The sequence below is a fragment of the Mycobacterium sp. genome, assembly GCF_035499775.1.
In the GTDB taxonomy this organism is placed as follows: Bacteria; Actinomycetota; Actinomycetes; order Mycobacteriales; family Mycobacteriaceae; genus Mycobacterium.
In genome coordinates this window covers 1-18878 of record NZ_DATJYB010000448.1, presented here as the reverse complement: position 1 = coordinate 18878, position 18878 = coordinate 1, and the positions used below count along the sequence as shown (strand labels likewise).

The following is an 18878-nucleotide window of genomic DNA, read 5'->3' as shown; positions in this document are numbered from 1 at the left end:
CGGCCATCACCAATCCGTGGCCTGCCATCGCCGAAATATATTGCAAGCCATGCTCTTCCCGATCGACCAGACCGTGCTCGGCGTCCAGCGCGAACCGCATCACCGTCCAGCCGCCGTTCACCTCTCCGATGCGGTAAAGGTCGTCGACACGTACCTCGCTGTAGTACACGATGTTGGTGCGGTCGCCGTCTAAGGTGCGGATCGGCTGGATCTCGATGCCCGGTGAATCGAGGGGCACCAGAAACATGGTCAGGTTCTTGTGTTTCGGCCCTTGCGGGTCGGTGTTGGTGAGCAGAAAGACGTACTGGGCGTTATGGGCATTCGAAGTGAACATCTTGGAGCCGTTAATGATCCAGCCGTCGCCGTCGCGCACCGCACGGGTCTTGCAGGTGGCCACGTCAGAGCCGCCCTCGGGCTCGGTGTAGCCCAGACACAGCCGGATCTGACCGGACAGCACGCCCGGCAGCACCTGGCTGCTGAGTTCCGGCGCGGCGAATTGCTGCACCAAGCGCGCGACCGCGGCCGTGGTGCCCCAGTGATACCAGGGTGTATGAGCCCGGGCGATCTCGAGCTCAAAGATCCGCCGGCGAACCGCACTGAATCCGCCGTCGGTCTCCGGCGTCCAATCACCCGCCAGATACCCAGCGTCGCCCAACGCCAAATGGACACCCTCATCGAAGTTTTCGCCGGTCTCGCGATCGCGGCGCAGCACGTCATCGGTCACTGCGGCGGCCAGCAAATCCTGTGTCTGCTCGCGAAATGCCTTGTCCTCAGCTGAGAGTGAGACCTGGGAAAAGTCCATTTACATCACATCGATGACCAGTGCCCGGAAGCGGTCGATGCTGTCCAGCGCATGCGCCAGGCTGTCACCCGGCAGGCCCACCTGCACCCAGGTAACACCCAGTGCTGCAAGATTTTTCAAGCCACTCAAGTAGGCATCAGCATCGAACTCGTCACTCGCGGGGCTGCCCCCTTCGAAGTTGGTGAAGGTGATATCGATAGCGGACCAGTCTCTGCCCGCCGCATCGCATCGACGCCGCAGATCCTCGATGCCTTCCGTGAGGCGCTGCGTGGAGTCTATGACCGCGGTACCCGCGGTCAGGGCCAGCTGTGCCGGAGCGGGGAACGGGCACCAGCCGTCGCCGTACAACGCAACCCGCTGACGAGACGTGGTCGTATTCCCGCCGATCCATATCGGCGGGTGCGGCTGACTGATCGGGCGGGGGTGCGCGGTGATGCCACGCGCGCTGAAATGCTTACCCTCGAACGAGATGTCGTCGCCGGTCCATACCGCGCGGATCACCTGCAGCGCTTCCTCGAACAACTCGGCACGCTCGTCGTAGTTCACACCCAGCGCCGCGAATTCCCGCTTGAGGTAACCCACGCCGACGGCGAGAGTGAATCGGCCGCCCGATAGCAGGTCCAACGTGGCACCGGATTTGGCCACCACGAACGGGTTTCGGTAGGGCAGCACGACGATATTGGGTATCAGCCGCAGCCGCGTTGTCCGGGCTGCGGCGAAACCCAATGCGACAAAAGGATCTACGGCGTCATGCCCCCCGGCTTCCAACCACCGTTGGGATGGGGCCGGGTGGTCGGTGAATCCGAACCCGTGAAACCCCGCATCCTCGGCCGCCGCTGCCACGGCGGCGATACTCTCCCCGCTCAATAGCTCCGGGTTGTACGGATGGCTGTGCATCGGGTGGGTGATGGAGAAGTGCATGGTGGTTTAGGGCCGTCAGAAACGTGACTTGGAGTCGATCGTGGTGTCGCTGGTGCGCAGCGGACGGATCAGCGACTCCTGGGCAAAGGACGCCAGCAGGTCACCCTCCTCGGCGTGCACCGCACCGCGCACGTAGGACATTCCCGCGCCGACCTGAGTGCTCTCGTGGGTGTAGAGCAGCCACCCGTCCCAGCGCATCGGTTCGTGGAAGGCGACCGAGATCGTCATCGGTGCGGTGGACACGGTCAGGTGCGCCTGAGCGGTCCCGATGCCGGGGTGCGCGCGCATGGTGGTCGAGATCCCCAGGTGACCGGTGAAGTAGGCGACGAGCGCCTTGGCCAGGTCGTCGCGCGCCGGGATCGGGTCGTAATGCAGCCACGCGTAGAGCTCCGGCGGACCGACCTCGTCGGGACTGTTGACGTCCACCACGTCGACGAGTCGCAGTTCGCGCCCGATCATCGGCATCTCGAAAACGTTGGCGTCGGCGGGTGCAGCCACGTCAGGCCGCGACAGGTGGTGGCGGATGACGTCGTCGGTCGGGACGTCGGCAAGCACCGTCACGCTCAGGCAGCGGCGGCCGTTCTGATGCACGGCGACGATCGCGGTCGCGGTGGACCGACCCTCGGCCACCACGTCGAGGACGAGCTCGACCGGCGGCCCGACCATCACGGCCCGGGAGAACACCGCGTGCGCCGATCGCACCGACTTGTCCGGGAATCGTTTCGCCGCAGCGACAATCGCCTGCGCGACCACCTGGGTACCCTCGACCACCTGCCGGTCATCCTGGCCGGCGATCCCGGTGTCGCCGGTGAACCGGTCGGGCCCGTCGGCCTGCACGTCGAACAGATCAAGCAGACCCTCGACCGACCATTGGGCCTGATCAGATTGCGTGGTCAAATCCGCGCCACCTCTCACTAGCAGCCAAAGGCTCAGCGTGACATTATGAGCAGGATTTGTAAAGCTCGCGGCGGCCGCCGGCCCCGCGGGGCGCCGCGTTGACAGCGGCCCCCGATATGCGTGACACTTCTGCCGTGTTTTGTAATGCCGAAGATTCGCCGAAGGCGTGAGCGGATGATCCTGGCCAACGGGTTCTGCTTCGGCGAAGGGCCACGCTGGTTCGAGGGACTGCTGTGGTTCTCCGACATGCTGGGCGAAGCCGTGCACACCGCGGACCTGCGCGGCTCGTTGACCACGCTTCCGCTGCCCGGGCACTCCCCGTCGGGCCTGGGGTTCCGGCCCGACGGCTCACTGTTGATCGCCTCGACCGAAGACCGGCAGGTATTGCGCTACGACGGCGAAACCGTGGTCACCATCGCCGATCTGAGCGACCTGGTGCCGGCCAATCTCGGCGACATGGTCGTCGACGACGCCGGGCGCGCCTACATCGGATCCCAGGCGTTTAACGAAGGCGTCATAGTGTGCCTCGACCCGGATAACAGCGCCACCGTTGTTGCCGACGACCTCGAGTTCCCCAACGGAATGGTCATCACGCCGGACGGCTCGACGCTGATCGTCGCCGAATCCGTCGGCCGGCGCCTGACCGCGTTCACCATCAGCGCGGACGGCGCACTCAGCGACCGCCGCGTCTTCGCCGACGGCCTCGACGGCCCGCCCGACGGCATCACGCTCGACGCCGAGGGGGGCGTGTGGACATCGATGACGCTGGCCCACCAGTTCGAGCGGGTCGTCGAGGGCGGCGCCGTGACCGATCGCATCGACATGGGTGACCGGGTCGCCATCGCCTGCACGCTCGGCGGCCCCGAGCGCCGCACACTGTTTCTGCTGTCCAGCACCGACGCGTATCCCCGACGACTGGTTGGCACCCGGCTCTCCCGGCTCGACGCCGTCACGGTAGCCACCCCTGGCGCGGGCCTGCCCTAACTACGAAGAGGGAGACGAATGTCTGACTCGTATTACGAGCTGATCGACGACACCGACCCGCCGGGCGAAAAGTTCAGGGCCACCGACCTGGCCCGAGGCACCTGGTCGGCGTCGATACAGCACGGCGCACCGGTGTCGGCGTTGTTGGTTCGGGCGCTGGAGCGTTGCGAACAGCGCGACGACACCAGGCTCGGCCGGGTGGTCATCGACTTGTTGGGCCCGGTGCCCGCCGACGGTGATCTGTGGGTCCGTCCGAAGCTGGAACGCGGCGGCAAGCAGATCGAACTGGTCACCGCCGAGATGCTGGCCTTCGGCCCCGACGGGCAGCCCCGCCCCGTCGCCCGGGCCAGCGGCTGGCGGTTGCAACAGCTCGACACGGACGCGGTCGCTTATGCCGCGGCACCGCCTCCCCGCCCGGTGGCCGAGGCCCACTCCCGCGACCTGAAGGCCAGGAAGTGGGACCGCAACTACGTACACAGTCTGGAGTGGCTGTGGCTCACCGAGCGGCTGTGCGAAGGACCCGGTGAATCGTGGATCAAGCCGACGGTCGACCTTGTCAAGGGCGAGGCGATGACCCAGCTGGAGCGGCTGTTCGCGGTCGCCGACTGTGCCAACGGCATCGGCAGCAAACTGGACATCACCAAGTGGACCTTCCTCAACACCGATCTGGCGGTGCACGTGTTCCGGGTCCCCGACGGCGACTGGATCGGCATTCGCGCGGAGACCAGCTACGGGCCGGACGGCATCGGGACGACGGTCGGCACGCTGTTCGACGAGCAGGGCGCGATCGGCGCCATCCAGCAGGCGGTGCTGGTGCGGCGACGCCCGAGTCGCTCGGAGGCGGGAAAGTGATCGCATTGCCCCAAACGCGGTTAGGGTCTCAGTTATGAGCCAGACGGCCCAGGTGACAGACTTCGGCGACACCGACCCCTCGACGCGGCAGCGGATCCTCGCCGCCACCGCCGAGGTACTCGGTCGCAGCGGGAAGACGAAGCTGAGCCTGTCGGAAGTCGCGGCCCAGGCCGGAGTTTCGCGGCCCACGTTGTACCGCTGGTTCGCCTCCAAAGAGGAGTTGCTCTCCGCGTTTTCGCGCTACGAGCGCCAGAGCTTCGAAAGCGGGCTGGCCAAGGCGACGGCGGGGCTCAAGGGCGTCGAAAGGCTCGATGCCGCTTTGCGTTTCATCGTCGAATGGCAGTACTCGTACTCGGGTGTGCGGATGGTCGACGTCGAACCCGAGCACGTCATCGGTCAGGTCTCGCGAGTGATCCCGGAGATGCGCGAAGGCCTGCAACGACTGCTGCCCGGACCCAACGCCGCGGTGAAAGCCGCGACGGTGATCCGGATCGCGATCTCGCACTACATCGTTCGCAGCGACGACGCCGACCAGTTCCTGGCGCAGTTGCGCCACGTCGTCGGAATCAAGAACACCGGCTAACCGATCAGTCGAACAACACCGCGGCATTCAGATAGCCAGTCGGGTCCAAGGCCGCCTTCACCGCACGCATCGCGGCAATATCGTTGGGCTCCCGCGACATTCCGAGGTAGGTGCGTTTGCGGCTGCCGACGCCGTGTTCGGAGCTGACGTTGCCGCCGCACTGTGCGATCAGGTCCATCATCGCCGCATAGAGTGCCGGCTCGCGGTCGGTCGCGCAGCGCAGCACGTTGAGGTGCAGATTGCCCTCCCCGATGTGACCGAACAGGACCGGCAGCGCGTCGGGAACCTGCGCGCCGACCAAAGCGACTGCCACCCTGGCGAACTCGCTGATCGCCGACAAGGGCAACGAGACGTCGAACTTCAGCGGCGGCCCGTATACCCCCAGCACTTCGGCAAGTGATTCGCGAACGCGCCACAGCCGTTGCTGCGCAGCAACATCCACGCCGACCGCGGGTTCGCCGGTCAGCCGCACCCCGTCGAGCAAGGCGGCGAGGCGGTCGGTCTGATCGTGGTCGGCGGCCAGTTCCACCAACAACATCCAGTCGCCCTCGACCGGTGCACCTACCCCGAGATGCTCGCCGGTCAAAGCGGCGGCCCGGCCGTCGATCAACTCCAGCGCCGCGATCCCGTCCACGTCCCGGAACGTCCGGCCCGCGTCGACAAGGGCGTCGAGGTCGCCGAACCCGCAGACCGCCGTCACCCGGTGCGACGGGGTGGGATGCAGCCGCAGATCCAGCGCGGTGATGACACCGAGGGTCCCTTCGGCTCCGACGAACAGCGCCGGTAGGTCGTAGCCGGTGTTGTCGCGACGCACCCGGCTGTGCCGGCGCAGCACCGAACCGTCAGGCAGGGCCACGTCCAGGCCGACGACCTGCTCGCCCATGTTGCCGTAGCGGACGGTGCGCAACCCGCCCGCGTTCGTGGAGGCCATGCCGCCCATCGTCGCGGTGTCACGGGCCGCCAGGTCCACGCCGAAAACCAGGCCGGCCACACCGGAGGCGTGCTGCACCGCCGCCAGCGTGGCGCCGGCCCCGGCCGTCACCCGGCGCTCGACGGTGTCGACATCGCTTACCGCGCAAAGCCGTTCGGTGGACAGCAGCACGTCGTCGTGTTCGGGAACGGTGCCGGCCACCAGCGACGTGCGGCCGCCCTGGACGGTGACGTGTGCCCCGGCGTCGCGGCACACCCGCAGCACCTCGGCGACCTGGTCGGCCGAGCCGGGCCGTACCAGCGCGCTGGCCCGCCCCCGGTAGCGGCCGGTGTGGTCGACGCTGCGACCGGCCAGCACGTCGGGATCGGTGACGACGTGATGCGCACCGACGATGCCCGTCAGGCTGCGCAGCATCGGCACCACCCCCTACCCGAACGTGCACTGAGGGCGAAAAATCGGCCGGATTTTCGCCCTGAGTGCACGTTCGGCGACGAAGAGACTTTAGAACTCCTTGTGATTCACGTCGGTGATCAGGCCGCCGTCCATCACGAACTCGCTGCCGGTGGCATAGGACGACTCGTCGCTGGCCAGGAACAGGACGAACGTCGCCACCTCCCGCGACTCGCCCGGGCGGCCCATCGGAATGGTCACCATGTCCTCGGGCAGGTGTGCGGTCATCGGGGTGCGGATGAATCCGGGGTGGATCGAGTTCACCCGGATGTTGTGCGGCGCCAACTCCAGGGCCGCGGACTTGGCCAGGCCGCGCACCCCCCATTTCGATGCGACGTACGGGTGCACGGCCGGCGCGCCGCGCAGGCCCTCGATCGAGGACACGTTGATGATCGAGCCGCCGCCGGCCGCGATCATCGGCTCGACGGCCACCCGCATGCCCAGGAAGGTGCCGGTCAGGTTGACGTCAATCACCCTCTGCCACTTGGCCAGATCGAAATTCTTCAGCTGCCCGAGCGCGACGGTACCCGCGTTGTTGACCAACACGTTCAGCTTGCCGAATTCGCCGACCGCCGTCGCGACCGCGGCGTCCCACTGGTCGGGTTGGGTCACGTCGAGGTGGACGTAGCGCGCGGAGTCGCCGATCTCAGCGGCCACCGCTTTTCCCTCGTCGTCGAGGATGTCGCCGATCACGACCTTGGCGCCTTCCTCCACCAACAGCCGCGCGTGTGCTGCGCCCATCCCCTGGGCGCCGCCACTGATCAGCGCAACCTTGCCGTCTACCCGTCCCACGCCATCTCCTGTTCCAACTAAGTGCTCCCTTCGGTTTTAGGTGGTCACCAGGCTTGGTGTGAAGAGCCCCTTGCCAGTGACCAATGGCAGATCGAGTGTGGTCCTGATGCCCGGCGGCGCGGCGATCACGTCCGGGATGGCGTTGACGATGCGACCGGCGGCGCCGGCGATCGCGGCGTGGTTGTGGTCGCCCTTACGGCTGCTCGGAATGATGTCGACGGCATACGACGGCTCGCCGACGATCTCGACGCGGTACGAACCGCTGCCGGCGGCGGGTTGCCGCAAGTCTGGCCGCAGGTCGGGCCGCAGCCGGGTGATGTGCTCGATGACGATGGCCGGGTGGCCGCTGACCATGCCGCTGATCTCGAACTGCAGCACCGCGACGGTGCCCTTGGCCACGTGTCCCACCGCGATGTCGAAGTCCTCGGGCGCCGGCTCGCGCTGGTATGACTCGGTGATCTGGTCGACCTCGATGCCCAGGCCGGCCGCCAGCTGCCGGATCGCCGTGCCCCACGCGATGCTCAGCACGCCCGGTTGCAGCAGCATCGGAATCTCGTCCATCGGCCGGGCGAACCCCATGTACTGCATCACCTCGGCGCCGTCGTAGCTCGCATAGTCGTGGATCTCCATGCAGCGCACCTGCTCGATGCGCTGGCAGGTTCCGGCGAGCGCGAACGGGATCAGGTCATTGGCGAAGCCCGGGTCGACACCGGTGATGAAGATGCTCGAATTACCTTTCTGTGCAACGTCTTCCACTCGGCCGATGTACTTGTCGGGCATAACGCCCCACGGGTACTGCAACAGTCCGGGCGACGACCCGACCACGTTGACGCCCGCGGCCAGGATGCGCATTATGTCGGCCATCGCGTCGGGCAACCGGGTGTCACCCATGGCGCAGTAGACGACGCACTCGGGCTTGGTGGCCAACAGGGCGTCGAGGTCGTTCACAGCCGCGACACCCGTGCTCGTGGGCGTATCCAGGCCGACTCCGCACAGCTCTCCGGCGTCCTTGCCCACCTTCTCGGGCGTCGATACGCACACCCCGGTCAGCTCGAACTGCGGGTTGGTGATGAGTTCGGCAAGAGCCAGCCCGCCGACATTGCCGGTGCCGACATGAGCGACGCGGATCGCCATCAGACTCCTCCGTCCTAGTGACGCTGAAACTTTTCTAGACGCTAGTCCATAATTTTTCAGGTGCTCTACCCGGCTCGACTTAACGGCGCGCACGGCCGGAGCGCGCAGACTGGAAACCCTGATGGCACACCGCGAGGATGTCCAGTTCAGATCCGGTGACGACCGGATCAGCGCGTGGCTGTACCGGCCCGCGACCGCCGGCGACGCGGACGTGCACCTGCTGGTGATGGCCCACGGCCTGGGCGCGGTGCGCACCATGCGCCTGGACGTCTACGCGGAACGGTTCAGCGCCGCCGGTTACGCATGCCTGGTGTTCGATTACCGCCATTTCGGCGACAGCGAAGGTGAGCCGCGGCAACTCCTCGACATCGGCATGCAGCTGGCGGACTGGGCCGCCGCCGTCGCCTACGCGCGCACTCTCGACGGTATCGACGACAGCCGAATCGGCTTGTGGGGCACCTCTTTTAGCGGCGGACACGTGATCGCGTCGGCGGCCCGGCTGCCGGGGATCGCGGCCGCCGTGGCGCAGTGCCCGTTCACCGACGGCTTCGCCTCCATCGGCGCCATCAAGCCGCTCACCGCCGTACGCATGACGGCGGCGGCGCTGCGCGACATGCTCAGGGCCCGGCTGGGCAAGCCTCCACTGATGATCCCGACCGCGGGCAGGCCGGGTGAGGTCGCGTTGATGACCGCACCCGACGCGTACTCCGGCTACCTGGGGCTGGTGCCCGACGGCGTGGTACTGCGTAACGAGGTAGCCGCGCGGATCGGGGTCAAGGTCCTCGCCTACCGCCCGGGCCGCAGCGCCGCGAAGATCGCCTGCCCAATCCTGTTCTGCGTGTGCGAAACCGACTCGGTGGCGCCGGCCGGCCCCACCCTGCGCTACGCGGCCAAGGCGCCCCGCGGCGAGATCAACACGTATCCCGAAGGGCACTTCGCGATCTATGTCGACGAGGCATTCGAACGTGTCGTCGCCGACCAGCTGGCGTTCCTCGACAAGCACTTGAAGTCCGGCGGCGGATTGCGTTAGCCGAAAAGGGCTGACTTCCAGACGGGACCGCTCTACTCTCTGATAAATACCTCATACCGGCGGTTACGGGTCAATGCCGTCTCATCGGGAAGGACCCTGGTCGTCAGGAAGGCCCGGGACATGGACAACGTCGTCGCCGCCCCCGAGATACTGGTTTCGGCGGCCGCCGATATCGAACAGATCGGTTCGGCGATCGGCGCCGCCAATGCGGCCGCGGCGGGTCCGACCAGCGATTTGTTGGCGGCGGCCCAAGACGACATCTCGGCCGCCGTGGCGAAGGTGTTCGGTCAGTACGGCGCGGACTACCAGGCTCTCTCCAGGCAAGCCGCGGCGTTTCACGGTGAGTTCACCCAGGCGCTGGCCACCGCCGGGAACACCTATGCGCAGGCCGAGGCCGCCAACGCGGCCGCGGTGTCGAGCGCCCTGGGCAGTCTGGGCTCACCGATCCTGGGCTCGCCGATCCAGACCCTGTTGGGGACGGCGCCGACCGGCGGCGCAGCTACCGGCGCGGCCCTGCGGGCTTTACTTCCGCTCAGCCAGGCGGATGTGGCGCTGATCATGGGTGGCACCGGTAACCCCGGCCCCGACCCCATCTACATCGGCAGCGTCAACAACAGCTACATCCAGCAGCTCTTCCCCGGTGCCAATCCGCTGCCCCAATTCACGCCCGAACAGTTCTGGCCGGTCACTCCCCAACTGGGCGGCCTGAGTTTCGGCAAGTCCGTAGCGCTGGGCGTCACGGACCTGCAGGGCTCGATCCTGGATCAGGTCAACAATCAGCACCACACCGTGGCCGTTTTCGGCTATTCGCAGAGCGCGACAGTGGCCACCGACGTCATCAAGAACCTGATGGCGATGGGTCCCGGCGCGCCCAGTGCAAACGACCTGTCCTTCGTGCTGGCCGCTGACCCCAACAACCCCAATGGCGGAATCCTGTCGCGCTTTCCCGGGTTCTATATCCCGTTCCTGAACGTCGATTTCAACGGTGCGACTCCGCCGAACTCGCCGTACCCGACCGCGATCTACACCGCCCAGTACGACGGCATCGCGGACCTCCCGCAGTACCCGCTCAACTGGGTGTCGGACCTCAACGCATTCCTCGGCTATTTCTTTGTGCACAACACGTACCCGTTCCTCACGCCGGACCAGGTTGCCAACGCCTGGCAGTTACCGACGTCCCCGGGATACACCGGCAACACCACGTACTACATGATCCCGACGCAGGATCTGCCGTTGGTCGAACTGATCCGGCTGATCCCCTACGCAGGTCCCCCGATGGCCGACATTTTCCAGCCTGACCTGCGGGTGCTCGTCGATTTGGGCTACGGCTCGCACGGCTACGCGGATGTTGCCACCCCTGCCTCGCTGCTTTGGTCATCGATACCCAATTACCCGGTCGTCGCCCTTGACCTGGCCAAGGGTGCGGTGCAGGGACCGTATGCGGCCGCGGTGGAAATCGGCGTCGAGGCGGGATTCTGGGGACCGGAGTGGTTCCCGCAGGCCTATCCCTGGCTTCCGTCGCCGGATCCGAACCTGCACATCAACCTGGGCCCGTTCCTGAACCAGCCCCCCGTCACAGGGCTGTCCCTGGCGAGTGGCGCCCTTGGAGCGGGGCTGAAATTGATCCCGGCTTTCTTCTGAGCGGCTAGCGCCCCAGCGGGGACTGCTCCCGGATCGACGGGTCGCGGATGAGCCCGCGCAGCAGCGCGGTGCTGAACTCGGCGGCGATCTCCTTGGCCGTGCGCCGGCCACTGGGCCGCAGCCAGCGGTAGCTACCCAGCGTCATCCCGATGTAGCCCAGCGCCACGACGTGCGAGTCGCACGGGTAGAACTCGCCGCTGGCGATGCCGCGGTCGATCAGGCCGTGCACGTGTTCGTAGACCTGAGCTTCCTTTTCGCGGACCTCCGCGACCTGTTCGGTGGTGAACCACTCGGTGATGTAGGGCTGCTCCTGGAAGTACACGGCGGCCCGTTCCGGATTGCTCGCGATCCCGGTGAGCAGCCGGACGGTGTACTGGTACAGCGCCTCGCGGGCGGTCCAGGACGGATCGTCGTGAACGGCGGCCAGCGTGCCCTCAGCGGCCTGCCGGTAGATGTCGAACAGGATCAGCGCTTTGCTGGCGTAGTAGTGGTAGACGGTCGCCTTGTTCAGCCCGATCACGTCGGCGACATCGTCCATCCGGGTGCCGTGATAGCCGCGGGCCGCGAACAGCTTGGTGGCAACAGCCAACAGCTCCTCGCGGCGCGTCATCCCGTTCTCGGATGGCATCTCTGTCTCTCTGTCCTCGGTGCCGGGCGCAGGCCCGGATAAGAAAAGCTACCAATCAACTGGTTGGACAGTTTATGCACCCGGCGCCTGTCGCACCGACACGGATGGGACTAGACTTCGGAGACGAACTAACCCTGATGGTGGCGACCCACTTCGCCCGGCTGCGCCGCGCTCGTGATCGCCACTGGTCGCGAGTCGATTGTGTGTGGAGAGGTGGGTTGATGGATCCGAATCCGGACTATGACGGGAGCGACGAGATCGAGTACTTCTTCAGGTATCTCACCTGGGGGCTTCGCGGGGTAGAAGACGGCAACGGATACCCGCCGCCGGCGTACCCACCCGTCTGACGATCTGAGCAGCACGCACCAGGCCGACGCCCGATGGACGTCGGTCCTGGTTTTATAGCGCTTCCGGGTTTATAGAGCTTTGAGTTCCTCGGCCACCTCGGATACCGATTTCTTGGCATCACCGAACAGCATGGTGGTGCCGTCTCCGTAGAAGAGCGGGTTGTCGATTCCGGCGAATCCGGAGTTCATCGACCGCTTGAGCACAATCACCGACTTGGCCTTGTCCACGTTGAGGATCGGCATGCCGTAGATCGGGCTGGACGCGTCGTTGCGGGCCGCCGGGTTGGTGACGTCGTTGGCGCCGATCACGATCGCGACGTCGGTGCGGCCGAACTCGTCGTTGATGTCGTCCATGTCCTTCATCGCGTCGTAGTCGACCTCGGCCTCGGCCAGCAGCACGTTCATGTGCCCGGGCATCCGGCCGGCGACCGGGTGGATCGCGTATTTCACCGGCACACCCTTGTCCTCCAGCAACGACGCCATGTCCTTGACGGCGTGCTGGGCCTGCGCGACGGCCAGGCCGTAACCCGGCACCACGATCACCTGGTTGGCGTAGGCCATCTGAATCGCGGCATCCGCGGCCGAGGTGGCCTTGACATGCTTGTCGCCGCCCTGACCATCGGGGCCGGCGCTGGCGACCACGCCACCGAAACCACCGGCGACGATCGCCGGGATGGAGCGGTTCATCGCCTTGGCCATCAGGTTGGTCAGGATCGAACCCGACGCGCCGACGATCATGCCCGCCACGATCATCGCCGTGTTGTTCAGCGCCAGGCCGGCCGCCGCGGCCGACAACCCGGTCATCGCGTTCAGCATGGAGATGACCACCGGCATATCGGCACCACCGATCGGCAGCACCACCATCAGACCCAGCACGCCGGCGGCGGCCAGCAGCCCGATCATCCACCACAGCGACGCCCCGCCACTGCCGGGCTGTGCGTGCACCCCGATCACCACTGCGGCGGCGATGGCCGCGACCAGCAGCAGCAAGTTGACCGGCTGCTGTAGCCTGCCAAGGCCGATCGGCTTGCCGGGCAGGATCTCCTGCAGCTTGCCGAACGCGATGATCGACCCCCAGAACGAGATCGACCCGATGATCGCGGCGAACAACGACGCCACCACGATGTGCACGGTCGGCTGTTCGTGGTGCCGGAACGCCGAAAAGCCGTCGGTCTCCATGAACTCTGCGAGCGCGATCAGCGCGACCGTGCCGCCGCCGACGCCGTTGAAGAACGCCACCAGCTGCGGCATCGCGGTCATCTTGGTCCAGCGGGCCGGCGGGACGCCGAGCAGGACGCCGAGCACCAGGCCGCCGATGATCAGCGGCCACTGGTGGGTGTCGCGGATCTTGATCAGGGTCGCCGTCACCGCCAGCGCCATGCCGGCCGCGGCAATCAGGTTGCCGCGCACCGCGGTCTTGGGCCCGGTCAGGCCCATCAGGCCGTAGATGAACATCGCGAAGGAGACGACGTAGAGGCCGATCACCAGATAGTCGAGCTGTTGAGCGTTCATTTGGCGACCTCGTCCGTCTTGGCGGCCTCGATGGCCGGGGCCTTCTTTTTGCCCTTGAACATGCCCAGCATCCGGTCGGTGACGATGAAGCCACCGATGACGTTCAGCGTTCCGAACACCACCGCGACGAAGAGGATGATCTGCACCGCGACCGGCGGATCCTTCACCTCACCGAACACCACCAGCGCACCGATCAACACGATCCCGTGGATGGCGTTGGTCCCCGACATCAGCGGGGTGTGCAGCGTGTTGGGCACCTTCGAGATCACCGCGAACCCGACGAACCCGGACAGCACCAGGATCGCCAGGTTGGACAGCAGTTCGTCATACATGCCGTGCATCGTCATTCGTCCTTTCCGGCGTCGCGGCTCGACTGGCGCCGCTCCTCAGCATCGCTGCGCTCTGCATCGTCGCCGGCGCGCGTCACACACGACTCCGCGATGACCTCGTCGTCGAAGTCCGGGGCCAGCTGGCCGTCCTTGATCATCAAATCCAGCAGGGCCGTGATGTTTTTGCTGTAGAGCTCGCTGGCGTGCTCGGGCATCGTCGCGGGCAGGTTCAGCGGCGAAGCGATGGTGACGTCGTGCTTGACCACGGTCTGCCCAGGCTCGGTGAGCTCGCAGTTGCCGCCGGTCTCCCCGGCCAGGTCCACCACCACGCTGCCCGGCTTCATCGCCTGCACGGCCGCGGCGGTCACCAGCCGCGGCGCCGGGCGGCCCGGGACCAGCGCGGTCGTGATCACCACGTCGAATCCGGCGATCGCGTCTTCCAGCGCTTTCTGCTGCTGTGCGCGTTCGTCCTCGGTGAGCTCACGGGCGTACCCGCCCTCACCGGCAGCCTCGATCCCGACGTCCAGCCATTGCGCGCCCACCGAACGCACCTGGTCGGCCACCTCGGGACGGACGTCGTAGCCGGTGGTGCGCGCGCCCAGCCGTTTGGCCGTGGCCAGTGCCTGCAGCCCGGCCACGCCGACGCCCAGCACCAGCACGGTGGCCGGCTTCACCGTTCCCGCCGCCGTGGTGAGCATCGGGAAGAACCGGGTCGACTCCGAGGCGGCGAGCAGCACAGCCTTGTAACCGGACACGTTGCCCTGCGACGACAAGGCGTCCATGGCCTGCGCCCGCGAGATACGCGGGATGGCCTCGAGCGCGAACGCCTGTACCCCGGCTTGCTTGAGCGCCCCGATCGAGTTCTCGGCATTGCGGGGCGCCAGGAAGCCGATCAGCGTTTGCCCGCTGTGCAGCTTGCTCACCTCGGCTGGGGTCGGCGGGGCGACCTTGACGACGATGTCGGCGGCCCAGGCGTCGCCGATGCTGGCGCCGGCCTCGGTGTAGAGCTCGTCGGGAAGCAGCGCGCGCTCACCGGCACCGGCCTCGACAACGACCGCCACTCCAGTGTTCACGAGTGACGCGACCGCTTTGGGAACCAGCGCAACACGCCGCTCGTCGGCTCCGGATTCGGCAACCACGCCAACCTTAACCAGCACCGTTTGCGCATCTGTCATGGCGCATATCCTCGCTCATTTGTTTCTGGAGTTGCTGTCCCTGCTAATACACCTCATTGGCGAGAACACCCTAGCCTGGCCGCCCGGCGAGGCTAGCCGCCGCTACCAGAGTGGGAAGTCCTGGCCGTGCTCGGACGCCGGGCGGGGACCGAAGTGGCGCCGCTCGGATTCGTCGATCGGCACGTCGTTGATGCTGGCTTCGCGGCGCGCCATCAACCCCTGCGCGTCGAATTCCCACAGTTCGTTGCCGTAGCTGCGATACCACTGGCCGTCCTGGTCATGGCACTCGTATTGGAAGCGCACCGCGATGCGGTTGTCGTGGAAGCTCCACAAGCCCTTGCGCAGCGAGTAGTCGAGTTCGCGCCGCCATTTGCGGGTCAGGAAAGCGACGATTTCCTGCCGGCCGACGATGTGTTCGTCGCGGTTTCGCCACTGCGAGTCGATCGTGTAGGCCAGGCTGACGCGCTCGGGATCGCAGGTGTTCCAGGCATCCTCCGCGGCCTGGACTTTCCGCAGGGCAGTGTCGAGGGTGAACGGCGGAAATGGGGGCTTGGACTCGGTCATGACCCTAATCTTTCACCGCGAGCAGACACAGAATCGCACAAATCCGCGCTCTCGCATGCGATTCTGCGTCTGCTCGCCAGCGGGTCTTGCCCCAGAACCCGCGTGTCCTATCGTGGCTGATATGGACTTCGCGATGTCGGCCAAGGCAATCGACTACCACAAGCGGCTGTCCGACTTCATGACCGAGTTCGTCTTTCCGGCCGAGGCCGACTACGACAACTACCGCGACGAGGCCGGGCCGAACGACCACACGGTGCCTCCGATCATCGAGGAACTCAAGGCCAAGGCCAAAGAGCGCGACCTGTGGAACCTGTTCCTCCCGGCGGAATCAGGCCTGACCAACCTGGACTACGCGCCGCTCGCCGAGCTGACCGGCTGGAGCCTCGAGCTCGCACCCGAGGCGCTCAACTGCGCGGCACCGGACACCGGCAACATGGAGACCCTGCACCTGTTCGCCACCGAGGAACAGCGCAAGCAGTGGTTGGAGCCGTTGCTCAACGGGGAGATCCGCAGCGCCTTTTCGATGACCGAGCCGGCGGTCGCCAGCAGCGACGCCCGCAACATCGAGACCTCGATCGCGCGCGACGGCGGCGACTACGTGATCAACGGCCGCAAATGGTGGACCTCGGGAGCAGCCGACCCGCGCTGCAAGATTCTGATCGTGATGGGGCGCACCAACCCCGACGCGGCGTCGCACCAACAGCAGTCGATGGTCCTGGTGCCGATCGGTACGCCGGGCGTGACGGTCGTCCGCTCGACGACGGTCTTCGGATACCAGGACCAGCCCGGACACTGCGAGATCAGCTACGACAACGTCCGGGTGCCGGTCAGCAACCTGCTGGGCGAAGAGGGCGCCGGCTTCGCGATCGCCCAGGCCCGGCTGGGACCGGGCCGCATCCACCACTGCATGCGTGCCCTCGGCGGCGCCGAACGCGCACTGGCACTGATGGTCAACCGCGCCCAGAACCGCGTCGCATTCGGTCGCCCGCTGGCCGAGCAGGGCGTCGTCCGAGAAGCAATCGCCAAGTCCCGCAACGAAATCGACCAGGCCAGGCTGCTGTGCGAGAAGGCGGCGTGGACCATCGACCAGCAGGGCAACAGGGCCGCGCATCTGCTGGTCTCGCAGATCAAGGCGGTGGCGCCGCAGGTGGCCTGCAACGTCATCGACCGCGCCATCCAGGTACACGGCGCCGCCGGAGTCAGCGAGGACACACCGCTGGCCCGAATGTACGGCTGGCATCGGGCCATGCGTCTGTTCGACGGTCCCGACGAGGTCCACATGCGATCCATCTCGCGCGCCGAGTTGGGACGCGAGAAATCAGCATTCGCGGCGGCGGTCACCTGAGATGGCCCCAGAACTGTCGGGCGCGTGGAATTTTCGTGACGTCGCCGACGGTGCGACGGCGCTGCGGCCCGGACGGCTGTTCAGGTCCAGCGAGCTGAGTCGCCTCGACGACGACGGCCGGGCGGCACTGCGCCAGCTGGGCATCACCGACGTCGCCGACCTGCGCGCGTCCCGGGAGGTCGCCCGCCGGGGTCCCGGGCGGGTTCCCGAGAGCATCGACGTCCACCTGCTGCCGTTTCCCGATCTCGGCGACGACGAGGAGTCCACGGACGGCGACGCGCCGCACGAGCACGCATTCCAGAAGCTGCTGACCGAGAGCCCCGAAGGTGAATCCCTCGCCGACTCCGCGGCCCGCTACATGATCGACGAATACCGACAATTTCCGACCCGCAACGGGGCACAGCGCGCGTTGCATCGCGTCATCACGCTGCTGGCCGCCGGACGGCCGGTGCTGACGCACTGTTTCGCGGGCAAGGATCGCACCGGCTTCGTGGTCGCCACAGTGCTGGAGACCATCGGTCTGGATCGCGACACCATCGTCGCCGACTACCTGCGCAGCAATGCCGCCGCACCGCAGTTGCGCAGCCGGATCACCGAGATGATCCAACAACGTGGCGACGTGGAATTGACGCCCGAGGTGGTGACCTTCACCGAGGCCCGGCTGTCCGACGAGGTCCTCGGGGTCCGGGCGGAGTACCTGATCGCCGCGCGAGAAACGATCGATCAGACCTTCGGATCGCTGGAGAACTACCTGCGCGACGCCGGCATCACCGCGGCCGACGTGGACCGGCTGCGCGGCGCCTTGCTCGGCTGAGCTTCACCGAACGGTACCGACGAACCGGTAAGGAGGGTCCGTGACAGCCATTTCCAAAATGTTGGTCTCTGCGCTGGTACAGGCAGTCGCATTTGGTTTGGTGCTGTTTTTGCTGGCCGGCACGTTGAATTACTGGCAAGCATGGGTCTTTCTGGCGGTGACGCTGTCGACGTGGATTCCCGGGATCTACTTGCTGCGTACGAATCCCGAGGCGCTGCAACGGCGGATGCGCGGGGGACCGGCCGCGGAGACCCGGTTGGTGCAGAAGGTCGTCATGGGCGGCGTTTGGCTGTCGTTGGCGGCAATGGTCGTGGTCAGCGCCCTCGACAATCGCTTTGGCTGGTCGCTGGTACCCACGGCAGTCTGCCTGGTTGGAGATTTTCTGGTGGCCATCGGACTTGGTGTGGCGATGCTGGTAATCGTTCAGAACAGTTACGCAGCCGCAACCGTCCGAGTCGAGACAGGTCAACACGTCGTGTCCACCGGCCTCTACGGGCTGGTGCGGCACCCGATGTACGCGGGCAATGTGATCCTGTTGAACGGCATCCCCCTTGCGCTCGGTTCCTATTGGGGAATCGTCTTCGTCATACCTGGCCTGATCGTGCTCGTCTGGCGCATCCACGACGAGGAAAAGCTCCTGCAGGAACAATTGGACGGATACCGCCAGTACACGCGGAAGGTTCGCTATCGCCTGGTGCCACACATGTGGTGAGGGCCGCCAGACCCATCTGATTAGCCCGGGTTGCCGTGGTCTTCCAGATCGCCGTCTGCGCTCGCGGCGCGAATTTCGTCCGCCGAGCCGGCGCGTGTCCCCAACTGCCGGCTCAAGCTGCTGACGGTCGGCGAGTCGAATAGGGCGGGCACCGCAAGGCGGCTGTCCAGGGCGGCATTGATCGCCGCGATCGCGCGCATCGCGGAAAGCGAATCGCCACCCAGGTCAAAAAACGACTCATCGACCCCGACGCGGTCTACACCCAGCACTTGGGCGTAGATGCCGGCGAGGATCCGCTCGACCAGGGAAGCCGGGCCGCGATTGTCGGCATCCGGGACGTGGCATTCGGGTGCCGACGCCACGGTGGTCGCCGGCCGGGTCAACGGCGGTCGGCTGCCCCACCCATCCCGCCGGGCATGCCCGCCGGCAGCCAGC

General features: G+C 66.4%; 20 protein-coding genes and 1 pseudogene. 9 read left to right on the top strand and 12 right to left on the bottom strand.

All coding sequences use genetic code 11. The features are described 5' to 3' along the window. From VML93_RS27910 to VML93_RS27900, 3 genes are all read right to left on the bottom strand, one after another. On the bottom strand, positions 1–802 hold an 802-nt coding region (locus VML93_RS27910), incomplete at its 3' end, for an acyl-CoA dehydrogenase family protein (RefSeq protein WP_325615494.1). Continuing rightward, positions 803–1723 (bottom strand): LLM class F420-dependent oxidoreductase, encoded by a 921-nt coding sequence (locus VML93_RS27905; RefSeq protein WP_325615493.1) that lies wholly within the window; start codon positions 1721–1723, stop codon positions 803–805. 15 nt (positions 1724–1738) lie between these two features. Beyond that, positions 1739–2620 (bottom strand): acyl-CoA thioesterase, encoded by an 882-nt coding sequence (locus VML93_RS27900; RefSeq protein ID WP_325615492.1) that lies wholly within the window; start codon positions 2618–2620, stop codon positions 1739–1741. Positions 2621–2794: 174 nt separating this feature from the next. On the opposite strand from VML93_RS27900, the gene VML93_RS27895 reads away from it, so the two are divergent. The 3 genes from VML93_RS27895 to VML93_RS27885 are packed head-to-tail and all read left to right on the top strand — an operon-like array spanning position 2795 to position 5039. Further along, the gene (locus VML93_RS27895) at positions 2795–3604 is read left to right on the top strand and encodes an SMP-30/gluconolactonase/LRE family protein (RefSeq protein WP_325615491.1); all 810 of its coding nucleotides are present in this window, start codon (positions 2795–2797) and stop codon (positions 3602–3604) included. 18 nt (positions 3605–3622) lie between these two features. Then, complete coding sequence (locus tag VML93_RS27890) at positions 3623–4456, top strand: thioesterase family protein (RefSeq protein WP_325615490.1); 834 nt, start codon at positions 3623–3625, stop codon at positions 4454–4456. Positions 4457–4490: 34 nt separating this feature from the next. Continuing rightward, positions 4491–5039 (top strand): TetR/AcrR family transcriptional regulator, encoded by a 549-nt coding sequence (locus VML93_RS27885; protein ID WP_325615489.1) that lies wholly within the window; start codon positions 4491–4493, stop codon positions 5037–5039. 4 nt (positions 5040–5043) lie between these two features. On the opposite strand, the gene VML93_RS27880 is transcribed toward VML93_RS27885, so the two are convergent. The 3 genes from VML93_RS27880 to VML93_RS27870 form a co-directional block, all read right to left on the bottom strand. Continuing rightward, on the bottom strand, positions 5044–6384 hold the full coding sequence (locus VML93_RS27880; RefSeq protein WP_325615488.1) for an FAD-binding oxidoreductase: 1341 nt from the start codon (positions 6382–6384) through the stop codon (positions 5044–5046). Positions 6385–6471: 87 nt separating this feature from the next. Continuing rightward, complete coding sequence (locus VML93_RS27875) at positions 6472–7212, bottom strand: glucose 1-dehydrogenase (protein ID WP_325615487.1); 741 nt, start codon at positions 7210–7212, stop codon at positions 6472–6474. A gap of 36 nt (positions 7213–7248) precedes the next feature. Then, a complete protein-coding gene (locus VML93_RS27870) occupies positions 7249–8346 on the bottom strand; it encodes a diacylglycerol kinase (RefSeq protein ID WP_325615486.1) in 1098 nt (365 codons plus the stop codon). A gap of 121 nt (positions 8347–8467) precedes the next feature. Here VML93_RS27870 and VML93_RS27865 point away from each other — a divergent pair, with 121 nt between their 5' ends. After that, positions 8468–9376 carry an alpha/beta hydrolase gene (locus VML93_RS27865; protein WP_325615485.1) on the top strand — a complete coding sequence of 303 codons (909 nt, stop codon included), beginning with the start codon at positions 8468–8470 and terminating at the stop codon, positions 9374–9376. A gap of 120 nt (positions 9377–9496) precedes the next feature. Beyond that, positions 9497–11017: a PE-PPE domain-containing protein gene (locus VML93_RS27860; RefSeq protein ID WP_325615484.1), complete on the top strand. Its 1521-nt coding sequence runs from the start codon at positions 9497–9499 to the stop codon at positions 11015–11017. Between the two features lie 4 nt (positions 11018–11021). Here VML93_RS27860 and VML93_RS27855 read toward each other — a convergent pair whose 3' ends face one another. Beyond that, positions 11022–11645 carry a TetR/AcrR family transcriptional regulator gene (locus tag VML93_RS27855; protein ID WP_325615483.1) on the bottom strand — a complete coding sequence of 208 codons (624 nt, stop codon included), beginning with the start codon at positions 11643–11645 and terminating at the stop codon, positions 11022–11024. Between the two features lie 218 nt (positions 11646–11863). Here VML93_RS27855 and VML93_RS27850 point away from each other — a divergent pair, with 218 nt between their 5' ends. Next, entirely contained in the window at positions 11864–11992 is a 129-nt protein-coding gene (locus VML93_RS27850) for a hypothetical protein (RefSeq protein WP_325615482.1), read from the top strand. 69 nt (positions 11993–12061) lie between these two features. Here VML93_RS27850 and VML93_RS27845 read toward each other — a convergent pair whose 3' ends face one another. From VML93_RS27845 to VML93_RS27830, 4 genes are all read right to left on the bottom strand, one after another. Continuing rightward, a complete protein-coding gene (locus VML93_RS27845) occupies positions 12062–13504 on the bottom strand; it encodes an NAD(P)(+) transhydrogenase (Re/Si-specific) subunit beta (RefSeq protein WP_325615481.1) in 1443 nt (480 codons plus the stop codon). Continuing rightward, complete coding sequence (locus tag VML93_RS27840) at positions 13501–13836, bottom strand: NAD(P) transhydrogenase subunit alpha (RefSeq protein ID WP_325615480.1); 336 nt, start codon at positions 13834–13836, stop codon at positions 13501–13503. The genes VML93_RS27845 and VML93_RS27840 overlap by 4 nt, the downstream gene beginning before the upstream one ends. 11 nt (positions 13837–13847) lie before the next feature. Next, entirely contained in the window at positions 13848–15008 is a 1161-nt protein-coding gene (locus tag VML93_RS27835; protein ID WP_325615479.1) for a Re/Si-specific NAD(P)(+) transhydrogenase subunit alpha, read from the bottom strand. Positions 15009–15110: 102 nt separating this feature from the next. Continuing rightward, positions 15111–15572, bottom strand: coding sequence for a nuclear transport factor 2 family protein (locus VML93_RS27830; RefSeq protein WP_325615478.1), 462 nt, complete (start codon positions 15570–15572; stop codon positions 15111–15113). Between the two features lie 133 nt (positions 15573–15705). Here VML93_RS27830 and VML93_RS27825 point away from each other — a divergent pair, with 133 nt between their 5' ends. The 3 genes from VML93_RS27825 to VML93_RS27815 are packed head-to-tail and all read left to right on the top strand — an operon-like array spanning position 15706 to position 18443. Then, positions 15706–16917 carry an acyl-CoA dehydrogenase family protein gene (locus VML93_RS27825; RefSeq protein ID WP_325615495.1) on the top strand — a complete coding sequence of 404 codons (1212 nt, stop codon included), beginning with the start codon at positions 15706–15708 and terminating at the stop codon, positions 16915–16917. A gap of 1 nt (position 16918) precedes the next feature. After that, positions 16919–17731 carry a tyrosine-protein phosphatase gene (locus VML93_RS27820; protein WP_325615477.1) on the top strand — a complete coding sequence of 271 codons (813 nt, stop codon included), beginning with the start codon at positions 16919–16921 and terminating at the stop codon, positions 17729–17731. 40 nt (positions 17732–17771) lie between these two features. Continuing rightward, positions 17772–18443, top strand: a complete 672-nt coding sequence (locus VML93_RS27815; RefSeq protein ID WP_325615476.1) for an isoprenylcysteine carboxylmethyltransferase family protein — start codon at positions 17772–17774, stop codon at positions 18441–18443. A 20-nt stretch (positions 18444–18463) separates the two neighbouring features. Here VML93_RS27815 and VML93_RS27810 read toward each other — a convergent pair. Beyond that, positions 18464–18811: pseudogene (locus tag VML93_RS27810) on the bottom strand (phosphopantetheine-binding protein); the annotation flags it as partial. Positions 18812–18878: the final 67 nt, after the last annotated feature.